This is a genomic window from Pseudomonas sp. MWU16-30317, assembly GCF_020515695.1.
Classification (GTDB): Bacteria; Pseudomonadota; Gammaproteobacteria; order Pseudomonadales; family Pseudomonadaceae; genus Aquipseudomonas.
Map to the genome: position 1 here is coordinate 560,182 of NZ_JAIWJA010000001.1, position 18,728 is coordinate 578,909.

At 63.1% G+C, this 18,728-nt stretch carries 18 protein-coding genes and 2 riboswitches; of the genes, 9 read left to right on the forward strand and 9 right to left on the reverse strand.

Features of this window, described 5'->3' with window-relative positions; translation table 11 throughout:
* Positions 1-24 precede the first annotated feature (24 nt).
* Positions 25-609 (forward strand): Fe-S biogenesis protein NfuA, encoded by a 585-nt coding sequence (nfuA, locus tag LIX93_RS02535; protein ID WP_226502434.1) that lies wholly within the window; start codon positions 25-27, stop codon positions 607-609.
* A 120-nt stretch (positions 610-729) separates the two neighbouring features.
* On the opposite strand, the gene cobM is transcribed toward nfuA, so the two are convergent.
* The 4 genes from cobM to LIX93_RS02555 are packed head-to-tail and all read right to left on the reverse strand — an operon-like array spanning position 730 to position 2,824.
* A complete protein-coding gene (gene cobM, locus LIX93_RS02540) occupies positions 730-1,476 on the reverse strand; it encodes a precorrin-4 C(11)-methyltransferase (RefSeq protein WP_226502435.1) in 747 nt (248 codons plus the stop codon).
* A gap of 60 nt (positions 1,477-1,536) precedes the next feature.
* Positions 1,537-1,938, reverse strand: coding sequence for a cobalamin biosynthesis protein (locus tag LIX93_RS02545; protein WP_226502436.1), 402 nt, complete (start codon positions 1,936-1,938; stop codon positions 1,537-1,539).
* The gene (locus tag LIX93_RS02550; RefSeq protein ID WP_226502437.1) at positions 1,938-2,621 is read right to left on the reverse strand and encodes a CbtA family protein; all 684 of its coding nucleotides are present in this window, start codon (positions 2,619-2,621) and stop codon (positions 1,938-1,940) included. Before LIX93_RS02550 ends, LIX93_RS02545 begins: the two co-directional genes overlap by 1 nt.
* A gap of 8 nt (positions 2,622-2,629) precedes the next feature.
* Positions 2,630-2,824 (reverse strand): CbtB-domain containing protein, encoded by a 195-nt coding sequence (locus LIX93_RS02555; protein WP_226502438.1) that lies wholly within the window; start codon positions 2,822-2,824, stop codon positions 2,630-2,632.
* 94 nt (positions 2,825-2,918) lie between these two features.
* A riboswitch (cobalamin riboswitch) is annotated at positions 2,919-3,163 on the reverse strand.
* 101 nt (positions 3,164-3,264) lie between these two features.
* Positions 3,265-3,483: riboswitch (cobalamin riboswitch) on the forward strand.
* A 95-nt stretch (positions 3,484-3,578) separates the two neighbouring features.
* On the opposite strand from LIX93_RS02555, the gene cobW reads away from it, so the two are divergent.
* The 4 genes from cobW (at position 3,579) to LIX93_RS02575 (ending at position 10,117) form a co-directional block, all read left to right on the forward strand.
* Positions 3,579-4,643, forward strand: a complete 1,065-nt coding sequence (gene cobW / locus LIX93_RS02560; protein ID WP_226502439.1) for a cobalamin biosynthesis protein CobW — start codon at positions 3,579-3,581, stop codon at positions 4,641-4,643.
* Between the two features lie 3 nt (positions 4,644-4,646).
* Positions 4,647-8,408, forward strand: a complete 3,762-nt coding sequence (gene cobN, locus LIX93_RS02565; protein ID WP_226502440.1) for a cobaltochelatase subunit CobN — start codon at positions 4,647-4,649, stop codon at positions 8,406-8,408.
* 6 nt (positions 8,409-8,414) lie between these two features.
* On the forward strand, positions 8,415-9,455 hold the full coding sequence (locus tag LIX93_RS02570) for an ATP-binding protein (RefSeq protein WP_226502441.1): 1,041 nt from the start codon (positions 8,415-8,417) through the stop codon (positions 9,453-9,455).
* Between the two features lie 119 nt (positions 9,456-9,574).
* The gene (locus tag LIX93_RS02575; protein WP_346015210.1) at positions 9,575-10,117 is read left to right on the forward strand and encodes a VWA domain-containing protein; all 543 of its coding nucleotides are present in this window, start codon (positions 9,575-9,577) and stop codon (positions 10,115-10,117) included.
* A gap of 23 nt (positions 10,118-10,140) precedes the next feature.
* Here the strand turns inward: LIX93_RS02575 and LIX93_RS02580 are convergent, their stop codons facing one another.
* Together LIX93_RS02580 and LIX93_RS02585 are read right to left on the reverse strand one after the other, a co-directional pair.
* A complete protein-coding gene (locus tag LIX93_RS02580; protein ID WP_226502442.1) occupies positions 10,141-10,833 on the reverse strand; it encodes a DUF421 domain-containing protein in 693 nt (230 codons plus the stop codon).
* Between the two features lie 120 nt (positions 10,834-10,953).
* Positions 10,954-11,220, reverse strand: a complete 267-nt coding sequence (locus LIX93_RS02585) for a hypothetical protein (protein ID WP_226502443.1) — start codon at positions 11,218-11,220, stop codon at positions 10,954-10,956.
* Between the two features lie 315 nt (positions 11,221-11,535).
* On the opposite strand from LIX93_RS02585, the gene LIX93_RS02590 reads away from it, so the two are divergent.
* Together LIX93_RS02590 and LIX93_RS02595 are read left to right on the forward strand one after the other, a co-directional pair.
* On the forward strand, positions 11,536-12,861 hold the full coding sequence (locus LIX93_RS02590) for a sigma-54 dependent transcriptional regulator (protein WP_226502444.1): 1,326 nt from the start codon (positions 11,536-11,538) through the stop codon (positions 12,859-12,861).
* 450 nt (positions 12,862-13,311) lie between these two features.
* Positions 13,312-14,142 carry an undecaprenyl-diphosphate phosphatase gene (locus LIX93_RS02595; protein ID WP_226502445.1) on the forward strand — a complete coding sequence of 277 codons (831 nt, stop codon included), beginning with the start codon at positions 13,312-13,314 and terminating at the stop codon, positions 14,140-14,142.
* 7 nt (positions 14,143-14,149) lie between these two features.
* Here LIX93_RS02595 and LIX93_RS02600 read toward each other — a convergent pair whose 3' ends face one another.
* Positions 14,150-14,494, reverse strand: coding sequence for an MmcQ/YjbR family DNA-binding protein (locus LIX93_RS02600; protein ID WP_226502842.1), 345 nt, complete (start codon positions 14,492-14,494; stop codon positions 14,150-14,152).
* A complete protein-coding gene (locus LIX93_RS02605; RefSeq protein ID WP_226502446.1) occupies positions 14,494-15,402 on the reverse strand; it encodes a LysR substrate-binding domain-containing protein in 909 nt (302 codons plus the stop codon). Before LIX93_RS02605 ends, LIX93_RS02600 begins: the two co-directional genes overlap by 1 nt.
* Positions 15,403-15,534: 132 nt before the next feature.
* Between LIX93_RS02605 and LIX93_RS02610 the strand changes: the two genes are divergently transcribed.
* A complete protein-coding gene (locus LIX93_RS02610; RefSeq protein WP_226502447.1) occupies positions 15,535-16,143 on the forward strand; it encodes an FMN-dependent NADH-azoreductase in 609 nt (202 codons plus the stop codon).
* Positions 16,144-16,446: 303 nt separating this feature from the next.
* Positions 16,447-17,490 carry a dienelactone hydrolase gene (locus tag LIX93_RS02615; RefSeq protein ID WP_226502448.1) on the forward strand — a complete coding sequence of 348 codons (1,044 nt, stop codon included), beginning with the start codon at positions 16,447-16,449 and terminating at the stop codon, positions 17,488-17,490.
* A 6-nt stretch (positions 17,491-17,496) separates the two neighbouring features.
* Here LIX93_RS02615 and LIX93_RS02620 read toward each other — a convergent pair whose 3' ends face one another.
* Complete coding sequence (locus tag LIX93_RS02620; RefSeq protein ID WP_226502449.1) at positions 17,497-18,690, reverse strand: MFS transporter; 1,194 nt, start codon at positions 18,688-18,690, stop codon at positions 17,497-17,499.
* Positions 18,691-18,728: the final 38 nt, after the last annotated feature.

The following is an 18,728-nucleotide window of genomic DNA, read 5'->3' on the forward strand; positions in this document are numbered from 1 at the left end:
CGGGCAAGTCTGTGAGGAACTTACATGAGCGCTATAACTATTACCGACGCTGCCCATGATTATCTGGCCGATCTGCTGCAAAAGCAGAACACGCCTGGAATCGGCATCCGCGTATTCATCACTCAGCCTGGCACCCAGTACGCTGAAACCTGTATAGCGTATTGCAAGCCCGGTGAAGAAAAGCCTGAAGACACCGCGTTGGGGCTCAAAAGCTTCACCGCGTGGATTGACGCGGTCAGCGAGGCGTTCCTCGATGACGCCGTCGTCGACTATGCGACCGATCGCATGGGCGGCCAGTTGACTATCAAGGCGCCGAACGCCAAGGTGCCGATGGTCAACGAAGACAGCCCCGTCAACGAGCGCATCAACTATTACCTGCAAACCGAGATCAACCCTGGGCTCGCGAGCCACGGTGGTCAGGTCAGCCTGATCGAAGTGGTCGAGGACGGTATCGCGGTATTGCAGTTCGGCGGTGGTTGCCAGGGCTGCGGTCAGGCAGACGTCACGTTGAAAGAAGGCATCGAGCGCACCTTGCTCGAGCGTATCCCGCAGCTCAAGGGTGTGCGCGACGTGACCGACCACACGCAGAAAGAAAACGCCTACTACTGATAGCGTTGGCTGCATAACCTGAAAAAACGGCATCCGTGAGTGCCGTTTTTTTATGGGTGATGAGCTGGGTCGTGGGTTGCTGCACATGGCCGCTTCTCGGGCAATCAACGCCGGTCCTGTTCAATCGCGATACAAGTGAGCATGCCCCGCTCGGTACAACGCGGACTCGCTGAACACGTCATTCCCCAGCACACGACCGACCAGAATCAATGCAGTGCGTCTGAAGCCCTTGCTCACAACCTTCGCCTCGATATCGGCCAGCGTGCCCATCACCCAATCCTGATCCGGCCAGCTGGCGCGATGAACCACCGCTATCGGGCAATCATCGCCATAGTGGGGGCGCAGTTCGTCAAGGATCTTTGCCAAGTGCTGGATGCCGAGATGGATGGCCATGGTTGAACGGTGCTGTGCCAGGCTCGCGAGATCTTCGCCCAGCGGCATGGGGGATTTGTCGGCGTAGCGGGTGAGGATCAGTGTTTGCGAAATATCCGGCAGGGTCAGCTCGGCGCCCAGCAGCGCTGCACAGGCGGCGGTAGCAGTCACACCGGGGATAATCTCCCAGGCAATGCCCAGTGCTCGCAGTTGGCGAATCTGTTCGCCGATTGCGCCATACAGGCTCGGATCCCCCGAGTGCACGCGGGCGACGTCTTGGCCTTGGCTATCGGCTTCGCGCATCGCCTCGATGATCTGCTCCAGATGCATCTCGGCGCTGTTGAGTACTCGATGTGCGCTGTGACCCGCGAGTACCGCAGCAGGTACCAGAGAACCGGCATAGATGATCACCGGACATCGGCGGATCAGGCGCTGGCCTTTGACGGTGATGAGGTCAGGATCGCCGGGACCGGCACCAATGAAAAAAACGGTCATGAGAGGCCCGAAGTTGAAAAGGATTCACGTGGGGAAGGTGTTGCCTCGCCATGATACCCGCTATCCAGCACTGACTCCCACCAGTGCCAGAGTGGCCTCGGCTGTCCGTTGACGGTTGACCAGCAGCTGCGGGCGCGACTCCCCAAGCTCTTCGGCCAGCGCCAGCGCGCAGCTTTCCGCTACGCCATAACAGCCGGTATGGGCAAAGGATGTCGGCGAGCGGTGGCTCAGCTGCGAGTCATAAGCCAGCAGTTCGGTGGCGCTGAAGGTGTAGAAGGGCACGCGCAATCGCGCCGCCAATTGCACCAGCCCTGGCTCGTCGGCCTTGCGGTCGAGGCTGGCGATGCCGACCAGTTGGCCGCGATCCAGATCATTGGTGCGCAGGGCCTGATCGAGCAGGGTGGCCAGAATGTCGAGCGGGCAGCCGCTGCGACAACCGAAGCCGGCCACCAAATGGCTCATCAGGCGGCCTCCTTGCGGCGAAACAGCCAAGCGCTGATCAGGCCCAAGGCCAGCCAGAATGCGGCGTTGGTCAGTTGCGAGGCCCACTTGAACTGGCTTTCCAGCGCCTCGGGCGCCAGGCTGGCATGCACCTCGGGCTGTGGTGCACCAACCCAGTGCGGAATCACCAGGATGACGGCGCCGGCCAGTTTCAGCAGCCAACTGCGGCCGAACACGATCAACGCCAAGGCAACAGCGGTAGAGGCTGCAGTGCCAGCCCACCAGATCTGCCGTTGGCTCAGATCGGCCGCCGCCGTGCCAGGCAGCTCTGGTGGCAGGCCCAGGGTTGGCGCCAGGCAAAATACAGCGTAGCCCGCCAACCCCCAGAGCAACCCCTCGCGGGTGCGGCCCGGGGCTCGCAAGGTATAGAGCCCGGCCAGCATCAAGGCAAAACCGACCGCCACCACCAGGTTGCCGCCGGTAGTGGACAGCACGCGCTGCCAGCCGTCTTCCGGCTCCCAGGCCTCAGCGTCATGTTCGTGAGCGGCCACGGCCTCATTGTGTTCATGCACGGCGGCGGGCGCTTTCTCGTAGGTTTCGGCCTGCTGAATCAGCGGCGCCACCCAAAAGCTTTGCAGCAAGGTCAGCAGCAGGGCGCCCAACAGCCCGGTGAAGCCTGCGGTTTGCGCGATACGCTTGATCATCGAAAACCTCAGTGGCAGGGGAAGGCGGCGCTGTGACGGGTGTCGTGCGCGGCGTTGTGCACGGCTTCGATGTGCGAGAAGCCGGCGAAATACACTAGGCACACCCCTAGCGCAGCGGCGCTGAGCGCGGCTATCAGGCGTTGGCGTTGGGTGATGGCGGCGCTGTCGGCGATGGCGCCGGAGGTGATATTGCGGATTGACATGGCAGCTCCCTCTGAAGGTCAGGGTGCGGGAACGGCGCAGACGGCCTGGCATGGGCGCGCGCAGGCAGCCACAGCGCCCGCCCACCGCAGGTATGTGTCGAAAAACGGATTGGGCCGGTCTCCGGGCTCACGAGGGGCAGATGCCAGGGCATCACGCCAGTCAGCGTCACCTTCCCATACCTTGATGCCGGCACAGTGGATCAGACGCTTCTCTCGCTTACCGTTGCGGGGGCAGCACCGGACTGATCGCTGCTTGCCTGTCATGGACGAAAGCAAGATTCACGACGCACCGGTTTCCCGTTTCACCCTGTTAGGGGCACCCAAACGAACGCGTAGGAGAGCATGGGCGTTGCCGGGAGTCAATCTCATCATTCATGTTGGCAGCCCTCATGGCCCAAGGGAAACCTTGCACCGCCGATTGACCTCGTTCCCCACACTCCGTACCCTTGCTGCACTGAGGTTCTGCCCCTTGCGAGGGTGCAGCTAAGAAGGGAACGCGGTCCAACGCCGCGGCTGCCCCCGCAACTGTAAGCGATGCCCGGTTCGACACTGCCACTGCGCCCGCTGCGGGAAGGCGTCGAGTCACTCCAGCCTGTGCTCTTTTGCCAGTCGCTGGCACATCGCAAGCCAGGAGACCTGCCTCGAACCGTTTCTCTTAACAACCGGGCGGGGTGATCCGGTGGCGAACGCACCGTGGGCTCAGCGCACCGCGGCTCTCGTCCCGTATGCCCGCCACTCCTGCCAAGGGCATCCGATGAAAACACTGGCCAAACTTCCCGTCACCATCGTCACCGGCTTCCTCGGCTCGGGCAAGACCACCTTGCTGCGGCACATGCTCGACAACGCGCAGGGCCGGCGTATTGCCGTGATCGTCAACGAATTCGGCGAGCTGGGCATCGACGGCGACATTCTCAAACAGTGCAGCATCGGCTGCACCGAAGAAGAGGCCAGCGGCCGAGTCTACGAGCTGGCCAATGGCTGCCTGTGCTGCACGGTCCAGGAAGAGTTCTTCCCGGTCATGCGCGAGCTGGTGGCACGCCGCGGCGACCTCGACCACATCCTCATCGAAACCAGCGGCCTGGCCCTGCCCAAGCCGTTGGTGCAAGCCTTCCAGTGGCCGGAAATCCGCAATGCCTGCACCGTCGATGCGGTGATTACCGTGGTCGACAGCCCAGCCGTCGCCGCCGGGACTTTCGCGGCTTATCCGGATCAGGTCGACGCCCAGCGCAAACTTGATCCCAACCTTGATCACGAGTCGCCGCTGCATGAGCTGTTCGCCGATCAACTGGCCAGCGCCGACCTGGTGATCCTTAACAAGGCTGACCTGATCGATCCGCAGGCACTGGCTGCCGTGCGCGCCGAAGTCGCCGAAGAGCTGCCGGCCGCGGTCAAGGTCATCGAAGCCAGCAGCGGTCGCGTGCCGTTGGACGTATTGCTGGGGCTGGGTGCCGAGTCCGAGGTGCACATCGATGGGCGCAAGACCCACCATGACCATCACGACGGTGATGACCACGACGATCACGACCACGATGCTTTCGACTCGATCTCCATCGACCTGCCACAAGCCGACGAAAGCCTGCTGCTCGACGCCCTGACGCAACTCGTGGTGCAGCACGGCATCCTGCGTATCAAGGGCTTCGCCGCTGTGCCGAACAAGCCGATGCGCTTGCTGATCCAGGGCGTGGGCACTCGTTTCGACAAGCACTTCGACCGCGCCTGGCGCAGTGACGAAGCGCGTATCACCAAGCTGGTGCTGATCGGCCAGGAGCTCGACGCTGCGGCCCTGGAAGCACAATTGCGCGCCGCGTTGTCCGCCTGACCCATGCACCTGCTCAGAACCCAGCCCGGCGGCTTTGTCCCCGACGACAGCATCGCCGACCTGGGGCAGACCCCCGCCGAGCTGGTGATTCTGTGCAGTGGCGACTCTCATCTGGCCATGCTCGCCGAGGTCGCCCAGCAGTTGCCGGACGACTACCCGACGCTGCGCCTGGCCAACCCCATGCAGGTGCAGAATCACGCCTCTGTCGACCTTTACGTCGATCAGGTGCTGCGTCACGCCAAGGTCATCCTGTTGTCGTTGCACGGCGGCATCGGCTATTGGCGCTATGGCGTCGAGCAACTGCTGACGCTCAAGGCCCGCGGCACGCAGCTGATTATGGTGCCGGGTTGCGATAATCCAGACCCAGAGCTGAGCGCCCTGAGCGGCGTGCCGGCGGCGGAGGCCGAGAGGCTTTGGCATTTCCTGCGCCAAGGGGGCGTGGATAACGCCCGCAATCTGTTCCATTGCCTGGCCGATCGCTGGCTGGGCCTGCGCGGTTATAGCTGGCAGGAGCCACAGGCGTTGCCGCGCACCGTTGTCTATCATCCGCAAAAGCCCCAGGCTGACCTGGATTTTTGGCGTCAGCACTGGCTGCGTGAAGCACCGGTGGTGCCTATCCTCTTCTATCGCTCACACCTGCAGTCGGCGAACACGGCATTTATCGATACCTTTTGCCAGGCTTTGCAGGCAGCGGGGCTCAATCCTCTGCCTATCGCGGTGGCCAGCCTAAAGGAACCGGCGTGCCTGAGCGCCGTCGAAGGCTGGCTTGACGAGGTGCAGGCGGCGGTGATTCTCAACACCACCGGCTTCGCCCAGTCGACCCCTGAAGCGCCCCATATCAGACCGTTCCGGCGCAATATCCCGGTCATCCAGGCCATCTGCGCCCAGGACAACGAACCGGCCTGGACCGCCAGCGCGCAAGGGCTTGGCTCCCGCGACCTGGCCATGCATATCGCCCTGCCGGAACTGGACGGGCGCATCATCAGCCGGCCGATCAGCTTCAAGGACTTGGCCTGGCGCAGCGAGCGCAGTCAGTCCGATGTGGTCTGCTACCGGCCGCACCGCGAGCGCATGGACTTCGTCGCCGAGCTGGCCCGGCGCTGGGCCGAGCTGGCGCGCTTGCCCAACGGGCAAAAACGCGTGGCGTTGATCCTTGCCAATTACCCGACCCGCGACGGCCGTATCGGCAACGGCGTGGGCCTGGATACGCCGGCGGCGGCGCGCAATATCCTGCGCGCCATGGCCGAGCAGGGGTATCCAGTGAGCGATATTCCCGCCGACGGCACCGCACTGATCCATGCGCTGCTGGGCGGCGTGACCAACGACCCGGACGGGCTCGACCAGCGTCCGTGCCATCAAAGCCTCGACATGGATACCTACCTGCAGGCCTTCGCTCGCTTGCCGCAAGCCAATCAGGACGCGGTACGCGCGCGCTGGGGCGAGCCTGACAGCGACCCGATGTGCCGCAACGGGCGGATGATGGTCGCCGGTCTGCGCTTTGGCCTGACCTTCGTCGGTATCCAGCCGGCGCGCGGCTTTCAGGTCGATCACAGCGCGGTCTATCACGACCCGGACCTGGTGCCGCCCCACGGTTACCTGGCGTTCTACTTCTGGCTGCGCCATGCCTATGGCGCCGATGCCCTGATTCACGTTGGCAAGCACGGCAACCTCGAATGGCTGCCGGGCAAGGGCGTGGGCTTGTCCGCCGCCTGCTGGCCGGACGCCCTGCTGGGGCCGATGCCGAACATCTATCCCTTTATCGTCAACGACCCAGGCGAGGGCGCCCAAGCCAAACGCCGCACCCAGGCGGTGATCATCGATCACCTGATGCCGCCGTTGACCCGCGCCGAAAGTTATGGGCCGCTGCGCGATCTGGAACTGCTGGCCGATGAATATTACGAAGCGCAGTTGCTCGATCCGCGGCGGGCGCTGGAGCTACAGCGTGACATTCTCGCACTGGTGCGCGAAGCCCGTCTGGATCAGGAGCTGGCGATGGATGCCGACGCTGAAGCGGCGGTCTGGCTGCCGCGGCTGGACACGTACCTGTGTGATTTGAAGGAGTCGCAGATTCGCGACGGGCTGCATATCTTTGGCGAGTCGCCTCAAGGTCGCTTGCGCATCGATACCCTGGCGGCCCTGCTGCGCATTCCTCGCGGCGATGGCCGTGACGGTCGTGGCAGTGTGTTACGGGCGTTGGCGAAGGGCTTCGGCCTGGGCTTCGATCCGCTCGATTGTGACCTCGGTGAAGCCTGGCAGGGCGACAAGCCCTTGGCGTTGGCGCAGATCAGCGCCGAGTCCTGGCGCACCCATGGCGATACCCGCGAACGGCTCGAGCTGTTCACCTTGCAGCTCATAGAGCAGGCGCAGCAGGGCGGTCTCACGCTGCCGGACGATCCTGCCTGGGAGCCGACCCGGTTGATCGTTGACGAGCTGCTCACTCAGGTGGCACCGCGTCTCGACGCATGCGGCGCGGCAGAGATCACCGGTTTGCTCGATGCCCTTGGCGGCCGTTTCGTGCCGGCGGGTCCAAGCGGCGCGCCAAGTCGTGGGCGCCTTGACGTGCTGCCCACAGGGCGCAATTTCTTTTCGGTGGACGTGCGCAACCTGCCGACCACCACGGCCTGGCGTATTGGCTTCGCCTCGGCCAACCTCATTCTCGAACGGCATTTGCAGGATCACGGCGATCATTTGCGTCAGCTCGGATTATCGGTGTGGGGCACGGCGACCATGCGCACCGGTGGCGACGATATCGCCCAGGCCATGGCGCTGATGGGCGTGCGGCCGGTGTGGGCGACGGGCAGCCAGCGCGTCGATGACTTCGAGATTCTGCCGGTGAGCCTGCTGGATCGCCCACGAGTGGATGTCACACTGCGGGTGTCAGGTTTCTTCCGTGATGCCTTCGCCAATCTGATCCGCTTGTTCGATGCGGCCGTGCAGGCGGTCGCCGCCCTGGACGAGCCGGAGGAGCAGAATCCACTGGCGGCGCGGGTACGTGCCGAGCGCGAAGCCTTGCAGGCCCAAGGGATCAGCCGCGATCAGGCCGAGCGCCAAGCCGGCTGGCGCATTTTCGGGGCCAAGCCTGGCGCCTATGGCGCGGGCGTGCAGGGGGCGGTCGAAGGCCGTTTGTGGCAGAGCCGTGAGGATCTGGCCGAGGTCTATCTCAATTGGGGGGGGTATGCCTATGGCGCCGCCGACGAAGGCACGCCGGCGCGTCAGCAGTTCGCCACGCGGCTCGGCCAGGTGCAGGCGGTCGTCCAGAATCAGGATAACCGCGAGCACGACCTGCTCGATTCCAACGATTACTACCAGTTCCAGGGTGGCATGCTCGCGGCCGCCGAGACCTTGAGTGGCCGCAGCACCGCCAGCTACCACGGCGATCACAGCCAGCCCGACGTGCCGCGCATCCGCACCCTCAAGGAGGAGCTCAACCGCGTGGTGCGCGCCCGCGCCGCCAATCCGAAATGGATCGAGGGCGTCAAACGCCATGGCTACAAGGGCGCCTTCGAGCTGGCGGCGACCGTTGACAACTTGTTCGCCTTCGACGCCACCACACAGTTGATCGACGATCACCAGTACGCGCTGTTGGCCGATGCCTATGTGCTGGATGCCGATACGCGCCAGTTCCTCCAGCAGCACAATCCGGCGGCCCTGCGCGATATTACCGAGCGCTTGCTCGAAGCCCAGCAGCGTCGCCTTTGGGGGGCGCCCGGCGAGTACCGCCAGGCGCTGGAAAACCTTTTGCTCGATATTGAAGAAGACGCCTGAACCCTCATGACCCACGAGACTGCCCATTTCCCCCTGGCCGCCGTAGTGGCCGCCGATTCACTGAAGCTGGCGCTGTGCCTGACCGCCATCGATCCGCAGATCGGCGGTGTGTTGATCGAGGGGCCCAGGGGCATGGCCAAGAGCACCGTCGCCCGTGGTCTGGCCGATCTGCTGGGCAGTGGTACCTTCGTGACTCTGCCGTTGGGCGCGACCGAGGATCGCCTGGTCGGCACCCTCGATCTCGATGCTGCGCTGGGCCAGGGCCAGGTGAAGTTCTCGCCCGGTGTGCTGGCCAAGGCCGACGGCGGCGTGCTGTACGTGGACGAGGTCAATCTGCTGGCCGATCCATTGGTGGATCTGCTGCTGGATGTGGCCGCCAGCGGTCGCAATCGAGTCGAGCGTGACGGCATCTCCCATGAGCATGCGGCGCGCTTCGTGTTGATCGGCACCATGAACCCGGAAGAGGGCGAATTGCGCCCGCAGCTGCTCGACCGCTTCGGCCTCAACGTGTTGCTGGACGGGCTGCCCGAGCCTGCGCTGCGCGGCGAGATCGTGCGCCGCCGCCTGGCGTTCGACGCCGATCCTCAGGGCTTTTGCGCCCAATGGGCGGTGGCACAACAGCAGCTGCGTGAACGCTGTGCGAGCGCGCGCCAGGCGGTGCCGGCGATCCCGCTGGATGATGCGGCGCTGGCCGAAATCAACCGGCGCTGCTTCGCCGCGGCGGTGGACGGCTTGCGCGCCGACCTGGTGTGGTTGCGTGCTGCTCGCGCCCATGCGGCGTGGCGTGGAGCGATGGCAATCACTGCGGTCGATATCGATGCGGTGGCCGAATTTGCCCTGCGTCATCGTCGTCGCCAGGCCGATCCCGGCGAGCCGCCCGCAGCCACTCAGCCACCGCAGTCGTCCCCTGAACAATCGCCGGGCGGCTCGGCCGGTGACGCGGCGGCGGATGCCTCGTTACCCGAGGGTCAATGGGGTGCCATGCCCGCGCGACCTGAAGCCATAGGCCAGCGGCGCGATGTGCCGAGCTGGCCAAAAAAGCCCTGAGCATTCGCCCGGCCAAAGCCCTCGGGGCGGATGGCGCAAGACCCAAGGGCAAGCTGGCACAGGGAAGTCGGGGCAGGGCGCAGAGCGGCCGCGGCGAGCAGATCGGCTGGGTCACCACCTTGCGTCACGGTCGGCCGCAACGCCACGCCGATCTGCATTGGCAGCAACGCCAGGGCAAGGCGGGTGAACTGTGGCTGATCATCGTCGATGCATCGGCATCCACTCGCCGTCACGGCGCTTTAAGCCAAGCCAAGGGTTTGTTGGCCGCTGTCTTCGACGATGCCTATCGCCAGCGCGCGCGTCTGGCCTTGCTCACCGCCAGCGGCACGACCCCGCAGTGGCAGCGCCAAGGGCTGAAAGCCTCGGCGGCCCTGCAGCCCTGGTTGGCGCAACTGGGGGCTGGCGGTGGGACGCCGTTATTGCAGGCCGTGCAGCAGGCGCGGCAGTGGCTGCAGCGTCGGCAACTGAGCCATCCTGACGAATTGCAGCGCTGCCTGGTGATGACCGATGGACGATTGAAGCATTGGCCGGCGCTAGAGGCGATGCCTTGCCAGACCTGCGTGGTCGATATCGAACGGGGCGCCATTCGGCTGGGGCGCGCGCGGGTATTGGCGGATCAGCTGCGGGCCGAATACCGTCATGTCGATGATCTTCCCGGATAGACGCTAGCCGACGACAGCCGCGATCATGCTGCCCGCGGATTGCTCAGCGCCGGGCTCCACAGCGTGTATTTGCACCGCGGGCAGTCGAGCTTCTGCTGCTGAGCCATGCGCTCCAAATGCCCGCAGTGCAGACAGGCGTAGAGCCCGGGCCCTTCGGCGTGGTCCTCAAGGGGACGGCACACAGGCGGCAGCACCGATAGCCCCGGCCTGACCTCGTCACGCTCATAAAAGTACACGCTGACGTCGCCATTGACCTCCAGTATGCCAAGTCGCACTTGCCCCAGGTGTTCAACGCCGTGCAGGCGCAATTCCATCAGAAACTCGTCGTGGCTGATGTTGCCCTGGTCCAGAGTTTCGATCTCGAAACGCCCTTCCTTGATGATCACCAGCGGCTTGCCCTCCAGCCATTCACCGAAGCGACTGCTGCGTTCGGTGAGCCAGAGGGTCAGGCGATACAGGCAGATCATTGCCGCGAACACCGTGACCACCGGCAGGATCGGCACATCCTCGTAGAACGTCACGTCTCCGGCCGCAGAGCCTAGCGTAAGAATGACAACCAGCTCGAACAAGGACAGCTGCCGCACACCCCGGCGGCCGGCGATCTTGAGAAAAATGAAGACCACAATGTACGCCATCAGCGTGCGTACGGTGACTTCGGCCAGGAAGCCGGGGGTATTGTCATTCAGCAGCAGGCGGTGCCAGTCGAACGCGCTCATCGATTGCTCGCTATGCAGAGGGATGAGCTATGGGCAGGCGGGCGGGGAGGTTAGTTCCACGCGAGTGGAGGGAGCTTGACCGCCCGAGCCATTCAGTCAGCGGGCGGCAGCGTGGGATGCTTACTGTGGCATCGACCAGGGTTGCAGCTCGTAGCCTTTTTCGCTGAGCTCGGCGCGCAACGCCTGCAGCAGGGTGGCCAGCTGGGCCGGATCGCAGTAGGTGCTGCGCGGTACCTGCTTGCGGTCGATGGATGCGCAGGTGCGGTCAATCACGGTCAGGCTCAATTCGCCGTTACCGTCTTGCGGTGCCCAGGCGACGCATTGGAAAGGTTGAAAAGCGTGGCCGGCGATCAGAAGTGCTTCGTTGACACGGAGCGGGGCGTTCATGGGGTCGTCTCTCTCGTTGCCCAAGTGGGTGTGTGCTTCGCGCTATGGCGATTATCAGTACTGATGCACTGAAGGCACTTGGGAGTCACACCTTGGGAATTAAATAAAAAATTTCCGCTATAACGTTATGACTCTGAATCCTCATGCGCACTGTGGACGTTGAATAAGAAGGAAAATTCCCGCAAGCCCCAGTATGGAAATTAATTTGCAGACAGACGGTAGCCCAAAAGCGTCAAATAAATTGTTACTGTTGCAAACAAGCGCGCCAAATGACTGTTTTAACGCATAATTCCCGACCGGCGCGCGGGAGAAGACATGCTGGAACTGGCACCCGTTCGACGTGTGTTGATCGTCGACCCATGCGATGCCTGCCACAGCCTGTTGCCTGATTTAAGCGCGCATGGCTGGGCAGTCGACACCTGCAGCCTTGGCGCCGCCGGCGATACTCCCTGTGATGTCGGGATTCTGCGTCTGCGGCCGTTTCATCTGGAATGGCCCCATGAAATCCAGGCCCTGATCAGTGGCAGCACAGCGCAGTGGCTGGCGATCGTCGATGCCGACGGGTTGCGCGCGCAGGACATCGGCAATTTCGTCTGTGAATTGTTCTTCGAATTTCTCACCCTGCCTACCGAGCCTCATCTGCTGCTCGGCGCCCTCGAACGCGCTGCAGGTGGGGCGATCGCGCCCGCAGTCAACCACCCCTTAGCGGCGGATGATGACTGCGATCTGGTCGGCGAAAGCCGGGCCGTGCGCGATTTGCGACGGCTGCTAGGCACGTTCGCCAGCACCGAATCGGCAGTGCTGATCCGGGGTGAAAACGGCACCGGCAAAGAGCGTGCGGCGCGATACCTGCACCGCCAGTCCAGCCGCGCCGGGCAACCCTTCGTGACGTTCTATTGCGCGCCCATGTCGGTGCAGACCCTGCACCGTGAATTGTTCGGCTTCGACCGGGGCACCTTCATCAGCGCTCCCGACGGTATGCTCGGACGCTTGGAGCAGGCGCAAGGGGGCACGTTGTTTCTCGACACCGTCGAGGCGCTGCCACTCGAGACCCAGGCGCGGTTACTCGCGTGCCTGCAGGAAAAGCGTTTCCAGCGCGTCGGCAGTCAGACCGCACTTGACCTGGATGTGCGGGTATTGGCGGCCAGTTCGGCCGATCTCGAGTCGGCCGTCGCCCAAGGGCGCTTTCGCGATGATCTGTTCTATCGGCTCAACGTGTTGCAGGTGCAGACCACGGCACTGCGCGAGCGCCACGGCGATCTGGCCATGCTCGCCCAGCATTTCGCCCGTCGCTACAGCGAGGAAATCGGCGTCAAGGCCTGCGGATTCAGTGAGGGCGCCTTGGTTGCCATGGCCAGACATGCCTGGCCGGGCAACGTTCGTGAGCTGTCCAACCGCGTGCGCCGCGCGGTGATCCTGGCCGAGGGGCGGCATATCGCCTCGGCAGATCTGGGCCTCAAGAGCGCCGACGCCGGGAGTGCGCCTATGGGCACCCTCGAAGAGTACAAGCACCGGGCAGAGCGCCAGGCCCTGAGCGATGTGCTCAATCATCACAGCGACAACCTCAGCGTCGCCGCCAAGGTGCTGGGCATTTCCCGGCCGACGTTCTATCGGCTCCTGCACAAGCATCAGATGCGCTGATCCCCACACGACTGTTGCGCCACGCGCGTATTCATACCTGACGATTCGGAACCCTCGACACCACGATCTGTTTGGTGTCGCCGACCGTCATTGGGCATTAAAAGGTCAATGTTCACACTGTGCCAGTGCGGGTCCAGCGCAAACCTGTTCTTTCCTGAGCGTAAAAGCTGGCGATTGTAACCCTAGGCGTGCTAATTAGAGCTGCGTTCCGCCGTTAATGGCATTAAGCAATCATTTCGTCGCCTGGCATGCTGGCCATCACTGAACTGGCACGCGCAATGCTTGGTCATATTTCTGACGGTCCGAAAATTACGGCTCAGAAATACTTGATTTGTTTCACGTTTTTTTGATTGCCGATGATGCACACTGCTTTTGCCCGCAGGTACGCCTTAGGCGCTACGACAACTACTATCGGTCATGCCTCAGGCTGACCTGTTCCAGGGGAATACGATGGATTTATGGAGTGCCGCACAGGCTGTGATTCTGGGGGTGGTCGAGGGGTTGACCGAATTTCTGCCGATATCCAGTACCGGGCACCAGATTATCGTCGCCGACCTGATCAATTTCGGCGGTGAACGGGCAATGGCGTTCAACATCATCATCCAGCTAGGTGCGATCCTGGCGGTGGTGTGGGAGTTCCGCCGCAAGATACTGGAAATCATCACGGGCCTGCCGACCCAGCGCAACGCACAACGTTTCACCCTCAACCTGTTCATCGCCTTTTTGCCGGCGGTGGTGCTCGGGGTGATTTTCGCCGATCTGATCCATGAGTACCTGTTCAACCCCATCACGGTGGCGGTGGCCCTGGTGGTGGGCGGCTTCGTGATGCTCTGGGCCGAGAAGCGCCAGCATCAGGTGCGCGTCGACCACGTCGACGACATGCACTGGACCGATGCGCTCAAGGTCGGCTGTGCACAATGTCTTGCCATGATTCCAGGCACTTCGCGCTCTGGCTCGACCATCATTGGCGGCTTGCTGTTCGGCCTGTCGCGCAAGGCGGCCACGGAGTTCTCGTTCTTCCTGGCGATGCCGACCATGGTTGGTGCGGCGGTGTATTCCGGCTTCAAGTTTCGGCATCTGTTCCGTGCTGAAGATCTGCCAGTGTTCATCATCGGCTTTATCGTGGCGTTCATCTTCGCGATGATCGCGGTACGCGCGCTGCTTAAATTCATCGCCAACCACAGCTATGCGGTGTTCGCCTGGTATCGCATCGCCTTCGGCATCCTGATCCTGATGACCTGGAAGTTTGGCTGGATCGACTGGTCCAGCGTCACTGTCTGACAGCCGATCAAAGCTTGAGGCCGATCTGCCGGCGTTTGGGCAGGCGCTGCACCACCAGTTGGTGCGAGCGCCTGAGCAAATCCTGCAGCTCCTCGGCACCCATGGCATAGGGCGCGCTCAGGCTGATCCAGTGGGCGCGGGCCAGATACGGGGCAGGGTGCACGCCCGGGCGATCCACGTATCCGAGGAACAGCTCGCTGGCGACCTTGAACGCAAGGTCGTCAGCGCGCAGCCCGATCACTGCGAACATGCGCGTCTCGGCAATCGAGAACACCCGCACGCCGCCCCATTTGTAGTCTTCGCGGGCGCCCGGCAAGGCCAGGCAGAAGGCTGCTATCTCGTCGGTCGTCATCATATAAAGCGCTTCGGGCAACTCTTGAAAGTGTTTTCCAGGTGTTCAAGCCAGGCCTTGACCGCTGGCATCATGCCGCGCCGATGCGGGTACGCCGCTTGCAGCCAGCCACCGGGCATCGACCACTCGGGCAGCAGGCGGATAAGGGTGCCATCGTTGAGTTCGGCCTCACAATCCAGTGTAGGCAGCACGGTGACGCCCAGCCCGGCCAAAGTCGCGGCCTTGCGCACGGTAAAATCCTCGACGCCCAACCGGGCCTCCAGCACTAAATCGCGTTTGTTGCCGTTGGCATCGACCAGGCGCAGATGCACCTTGCGGTCGGGCTCCAGCGCGCCGAGCACGGGTACGTTGGCCAGGTCATCCGGGGTGTCGATGCGATGCTGCTGCAGCAAGCCCGGGCTTGCTACCAGAATGGTCTGCGCCTCGCGTAGCCGGCGGCTGATCAGGTGCGGGTCCTCGTCGCCGGACTCGCGCACGCGCAGGGCGACGTCGAAGCCTTCAGCGATCACATCGACACGCCGGTTGACCAGCACCAGGTCCAATTGCACTAGCGGGTGCGCTGCGAGGAATTCGCTGACCACCGGCGGCAGGAATTGATGTGCAAGCCCCACCGGGCACGATACCCGCAAGCGTCCACGTGGCTCGCTGGATACGCTGGCGACCACCTCGTCGGCCATCTCGGCCTCGACCAGCATGGCCTGGCAGTGGTGCAGATACCGCTCGCCCACGCTGGTGAGTTGCAAATGCCGGGTGGTGCGCTGCAATAGACGCGCGTCGAGCCGTTCTTCGAGTTCGGCGATGCGCCGGGACAAGCGCGATTTGGGCACACCGAGCAAGCGTCCAGCGGCCGCGAAGCCGCCGGCTTCCACCACTTTGGCGAAGTAATAAAGGTCGTTGAGATCTTGCATCCGCTGGCTCACTGTCCTGTCAGTGGGACAATCTAACGTATTTTCGCTGACTATTCACATATTCCCAGTTTCCGTAGGATGGCCAACATTCTGATCGCCACTGGGCGCGATCCTTCTTCAAGGAGCATGACCATGAAACTTCTGCACATCGATTCCAGCATCCTCGGCGACAACTCTGCGTCCCGCCCGCTGACCCGGGCTGTGGTCGAAGCTATCCAGGCCGTTAGCCCAGGCGCCCAGGTGACTTCTCGCGACCTGGCCACCGATGCACTGAGCCACTTCAGCGCTGCCACTCTGCTGGCTGTTGGCACTCCAGAGGAAAAACGTGACGCCGCCCAGCAGCACGAAGCCAAACTCAACGCCACTGCGCTGACCGAGTTCCTGGCTGCCGACACCGTGGTCATCGGTGCACCGATGTACAACTTCACCATCCCGACTCAGCTCAAGGCCTGGATCGACCGTATCTGCGTCGCCGGTCAGACTTTCCGTTACACCGAAGCCGGCCCTGAAGGCCTGTGCGGCGGCAAAAAAGTCATCGTCGTGTCCACCGCAGGCGGCATCCACGCCGGTCAAGCCAGCGGCGCTGCCCACGAAGACTACCTGAAGCTGCTGTTCGGCTTTATCGGCGTCACCGACATCCACTTCATCCGTGCCGAAGGTCTGGCCTATGGTGATGACGCGCGCGTCAAGGCGATCGCAGGTGCTCAGGCGCAGATCGCCGAGGAATTCGCTGCGGCGTAAGACTGCCAAGGTGATGTCATGAGAAAGCCCGTCGGTGATGCCGACGGGCTTTTCTCGTTCAGCAATCATGGATTCTGACCACATTGTGCGGCCGCAAGCGCGCCTTGCAACGCCAGCCCCGCGTGACGGACAACCGGCTGTCGGCATTTGTCATTTCAAAAGAAAATAATCCTTCATCCAAGGCAACTGGCCCACCTTGTGCTTTGTCATACACTCAAGGCGTCTGAACCGCACACCGAAATCGCTAAGCGTCCTGTCTATCAAGGCGCATGTGGCTTCGGGTCTGGCAAGGGAAGGGTGGATGTGATGCGTGTTTGTGCATATGTGATCGTGGTGGCGTTGTTGAGCCTTGTTTCGGTGCAGGCCGAAGCTGTGCCTGCACCGCGAATGAACTGGAGCGTCGGCTACCACCGGCTGACCTTTACCGACCCGGTCGATCAGCAGCCAATGCACGCCTTTGCCTTCTATCCCTCGACCGCCCCGGCACGCCCCAGCAAGCTCGACGGCTTTCAGGTCGATGCCAGCGAGGACACCACCTTCGCCATCGGTCGTTTCCCCTTGCTGGTGTTGTCTCACGGCAATACGGGCACACCGCTGGCCTTGCATGATCTGATCACCTCCATGGTGCGCAAAGGCTTCGTAGTGGTAGCGGTGGTGCATCCGGGCGACAACAACCTCGACCACAGCCGCCTGGGCGCGCTTAGCAATCTGTACGGCCGGCCGATGCAGATCTCCGAGGCCATCACCGAGGCCCTTCAGGACCCGATGCTGTCGCCCTATATCAACCCGCAGGAGGTCGGTGTCATCGGCTACTCCGCGGGCGGCGAGACGGCGTTGATCCTGACTGGCGCTCGGCCGGAGCTGGATCGCCTGCGCAGATACTGCGTGGAGAAACCCGACGACGCCGATGCTTGCAAGACCCGTGGCGAACTGGTGGTCGATCGCGATGATCTGGCGCCCCACGCCGACCCTCGTGTTCATGCCTTGTTGCTGATGGCGCCGTTGAGCCTGATGTTCGGTCGCCAGACGTTGGCGAGTGTGACGGTGCCGACGCTCATCTACGCGGGCGACAACGACAAGCTGGTGGCGTTCGACAAGAATGCCGGGGCGCTGGCGCGCAAGCTCACCAACAACCCCGACTACCGTCTGCTGCCCGGCGCTGGCCACTTTGTCTTCATGGCGCCCTGCAGCGACGAGCAGAAGGCCTCGGCACCGGGCCTGTGCAACGACGCGGACGGGGTGGACCGTGTCGGCATCCATCACGATCTTATCGATCAGGCCGGGCACTTCTTCGCTGAAGCGCTGAGCAAACCGTCCCGCGCGGGCTTGCAGACCGCCGACCAATAAGCGCCGTTATTCTTCACCGGCGCGGCGCCTGTAGAGCTGCGTCAGGCCCAGGCCTGCGAGCGCCAGCAGGGCTGCCGCAAAATAGATCGAGGCGTAGCCGAAACTCGCCGCCAAGCCGCCCATCAGTGGGCCCGCGATGGCCAGCGACAGGTCGAAGAACACCGCGAATGCGCCCAATCCAGCACCTCGGCTGGAGGGCGGTACCTGATGAATGGCTACCACGCCCAAGGCTGGATAGACCAGCGACAGGCCGAAGCCGGTGAGGCTGGCGCCGATCAGCGCGAACACCGGGTTGGGGGCCAGCCAGAGGAAGACCAAACCGACTACTTCGACGCTCATGCAGATGATCGATACGGTAAAGCCGCCGAGGTGATTGATTGCGTTGATGAATACCATGCGCGCGATCACGAAGCTGATACCGAACGCTGTCAGGCAATACGCCGCGCCCAGCCAATGCTGTTCCACGTAATAGAGGGTGATGAAGGTGGTCAGTGTGCCGTAGCCGATGGATGCCAGTGCGAGCATCGCGCCATAGGGGGCAACCCGAGCGAACGCTGACCAGAATGGCATGCGCTCGCCGCCGCGTACCACGGACAGCGACGGCTTGTTGCGGATCAGCCACAGCGCCACGCCCGCGAGCACCATCAACACCACGCCCAACGCGTTGAAGCTCAAGGCGCCGACCAGTACCACGCCCAGCGGTGCACCTAGGGCGATGGCGCCATAGGAGGCGATGCCGCTCCAGGAAATCACCCGCGCCGAGTGCTCGGCTCCCACCTGATTGATGCCCCAACTGGTGGTGCCGACACCGATCAGCCCTTGCGAGGTGCCGAGGATGACCCGCGCCACCAGCAGAATGCCCAGGCTTACATCCGGGATGGATTGCACCAGGGTGGAAATCAGCGTCAGCAGCCCGGCGACGCCTATGCCGGCAAGGCCATAGACGATGGTGCGCTTGGTGCCCAGGCTGTCGGCCAGATGCCCGGCAACCGGACGGCTGAGCAGGGTGGCCAGATACTGGATGCCGATGACGAGACCGGCAACGACCGCGCTAAAGCCCAACTGATCGTGGACATAGCCGGGCAGCACCGCGATCGGCAGGCCGATGCAGAAGAAGGCGATGAAGGTATAGAAGACGATGGAAACGATCTGCAGAGTGATCGCACGGGTGTCGGCGGCGGGGGTTGTGGCGGCAGGCATGGGCTCGATCGCGGTCAGCGGTAAGAGAGCCCCATCAT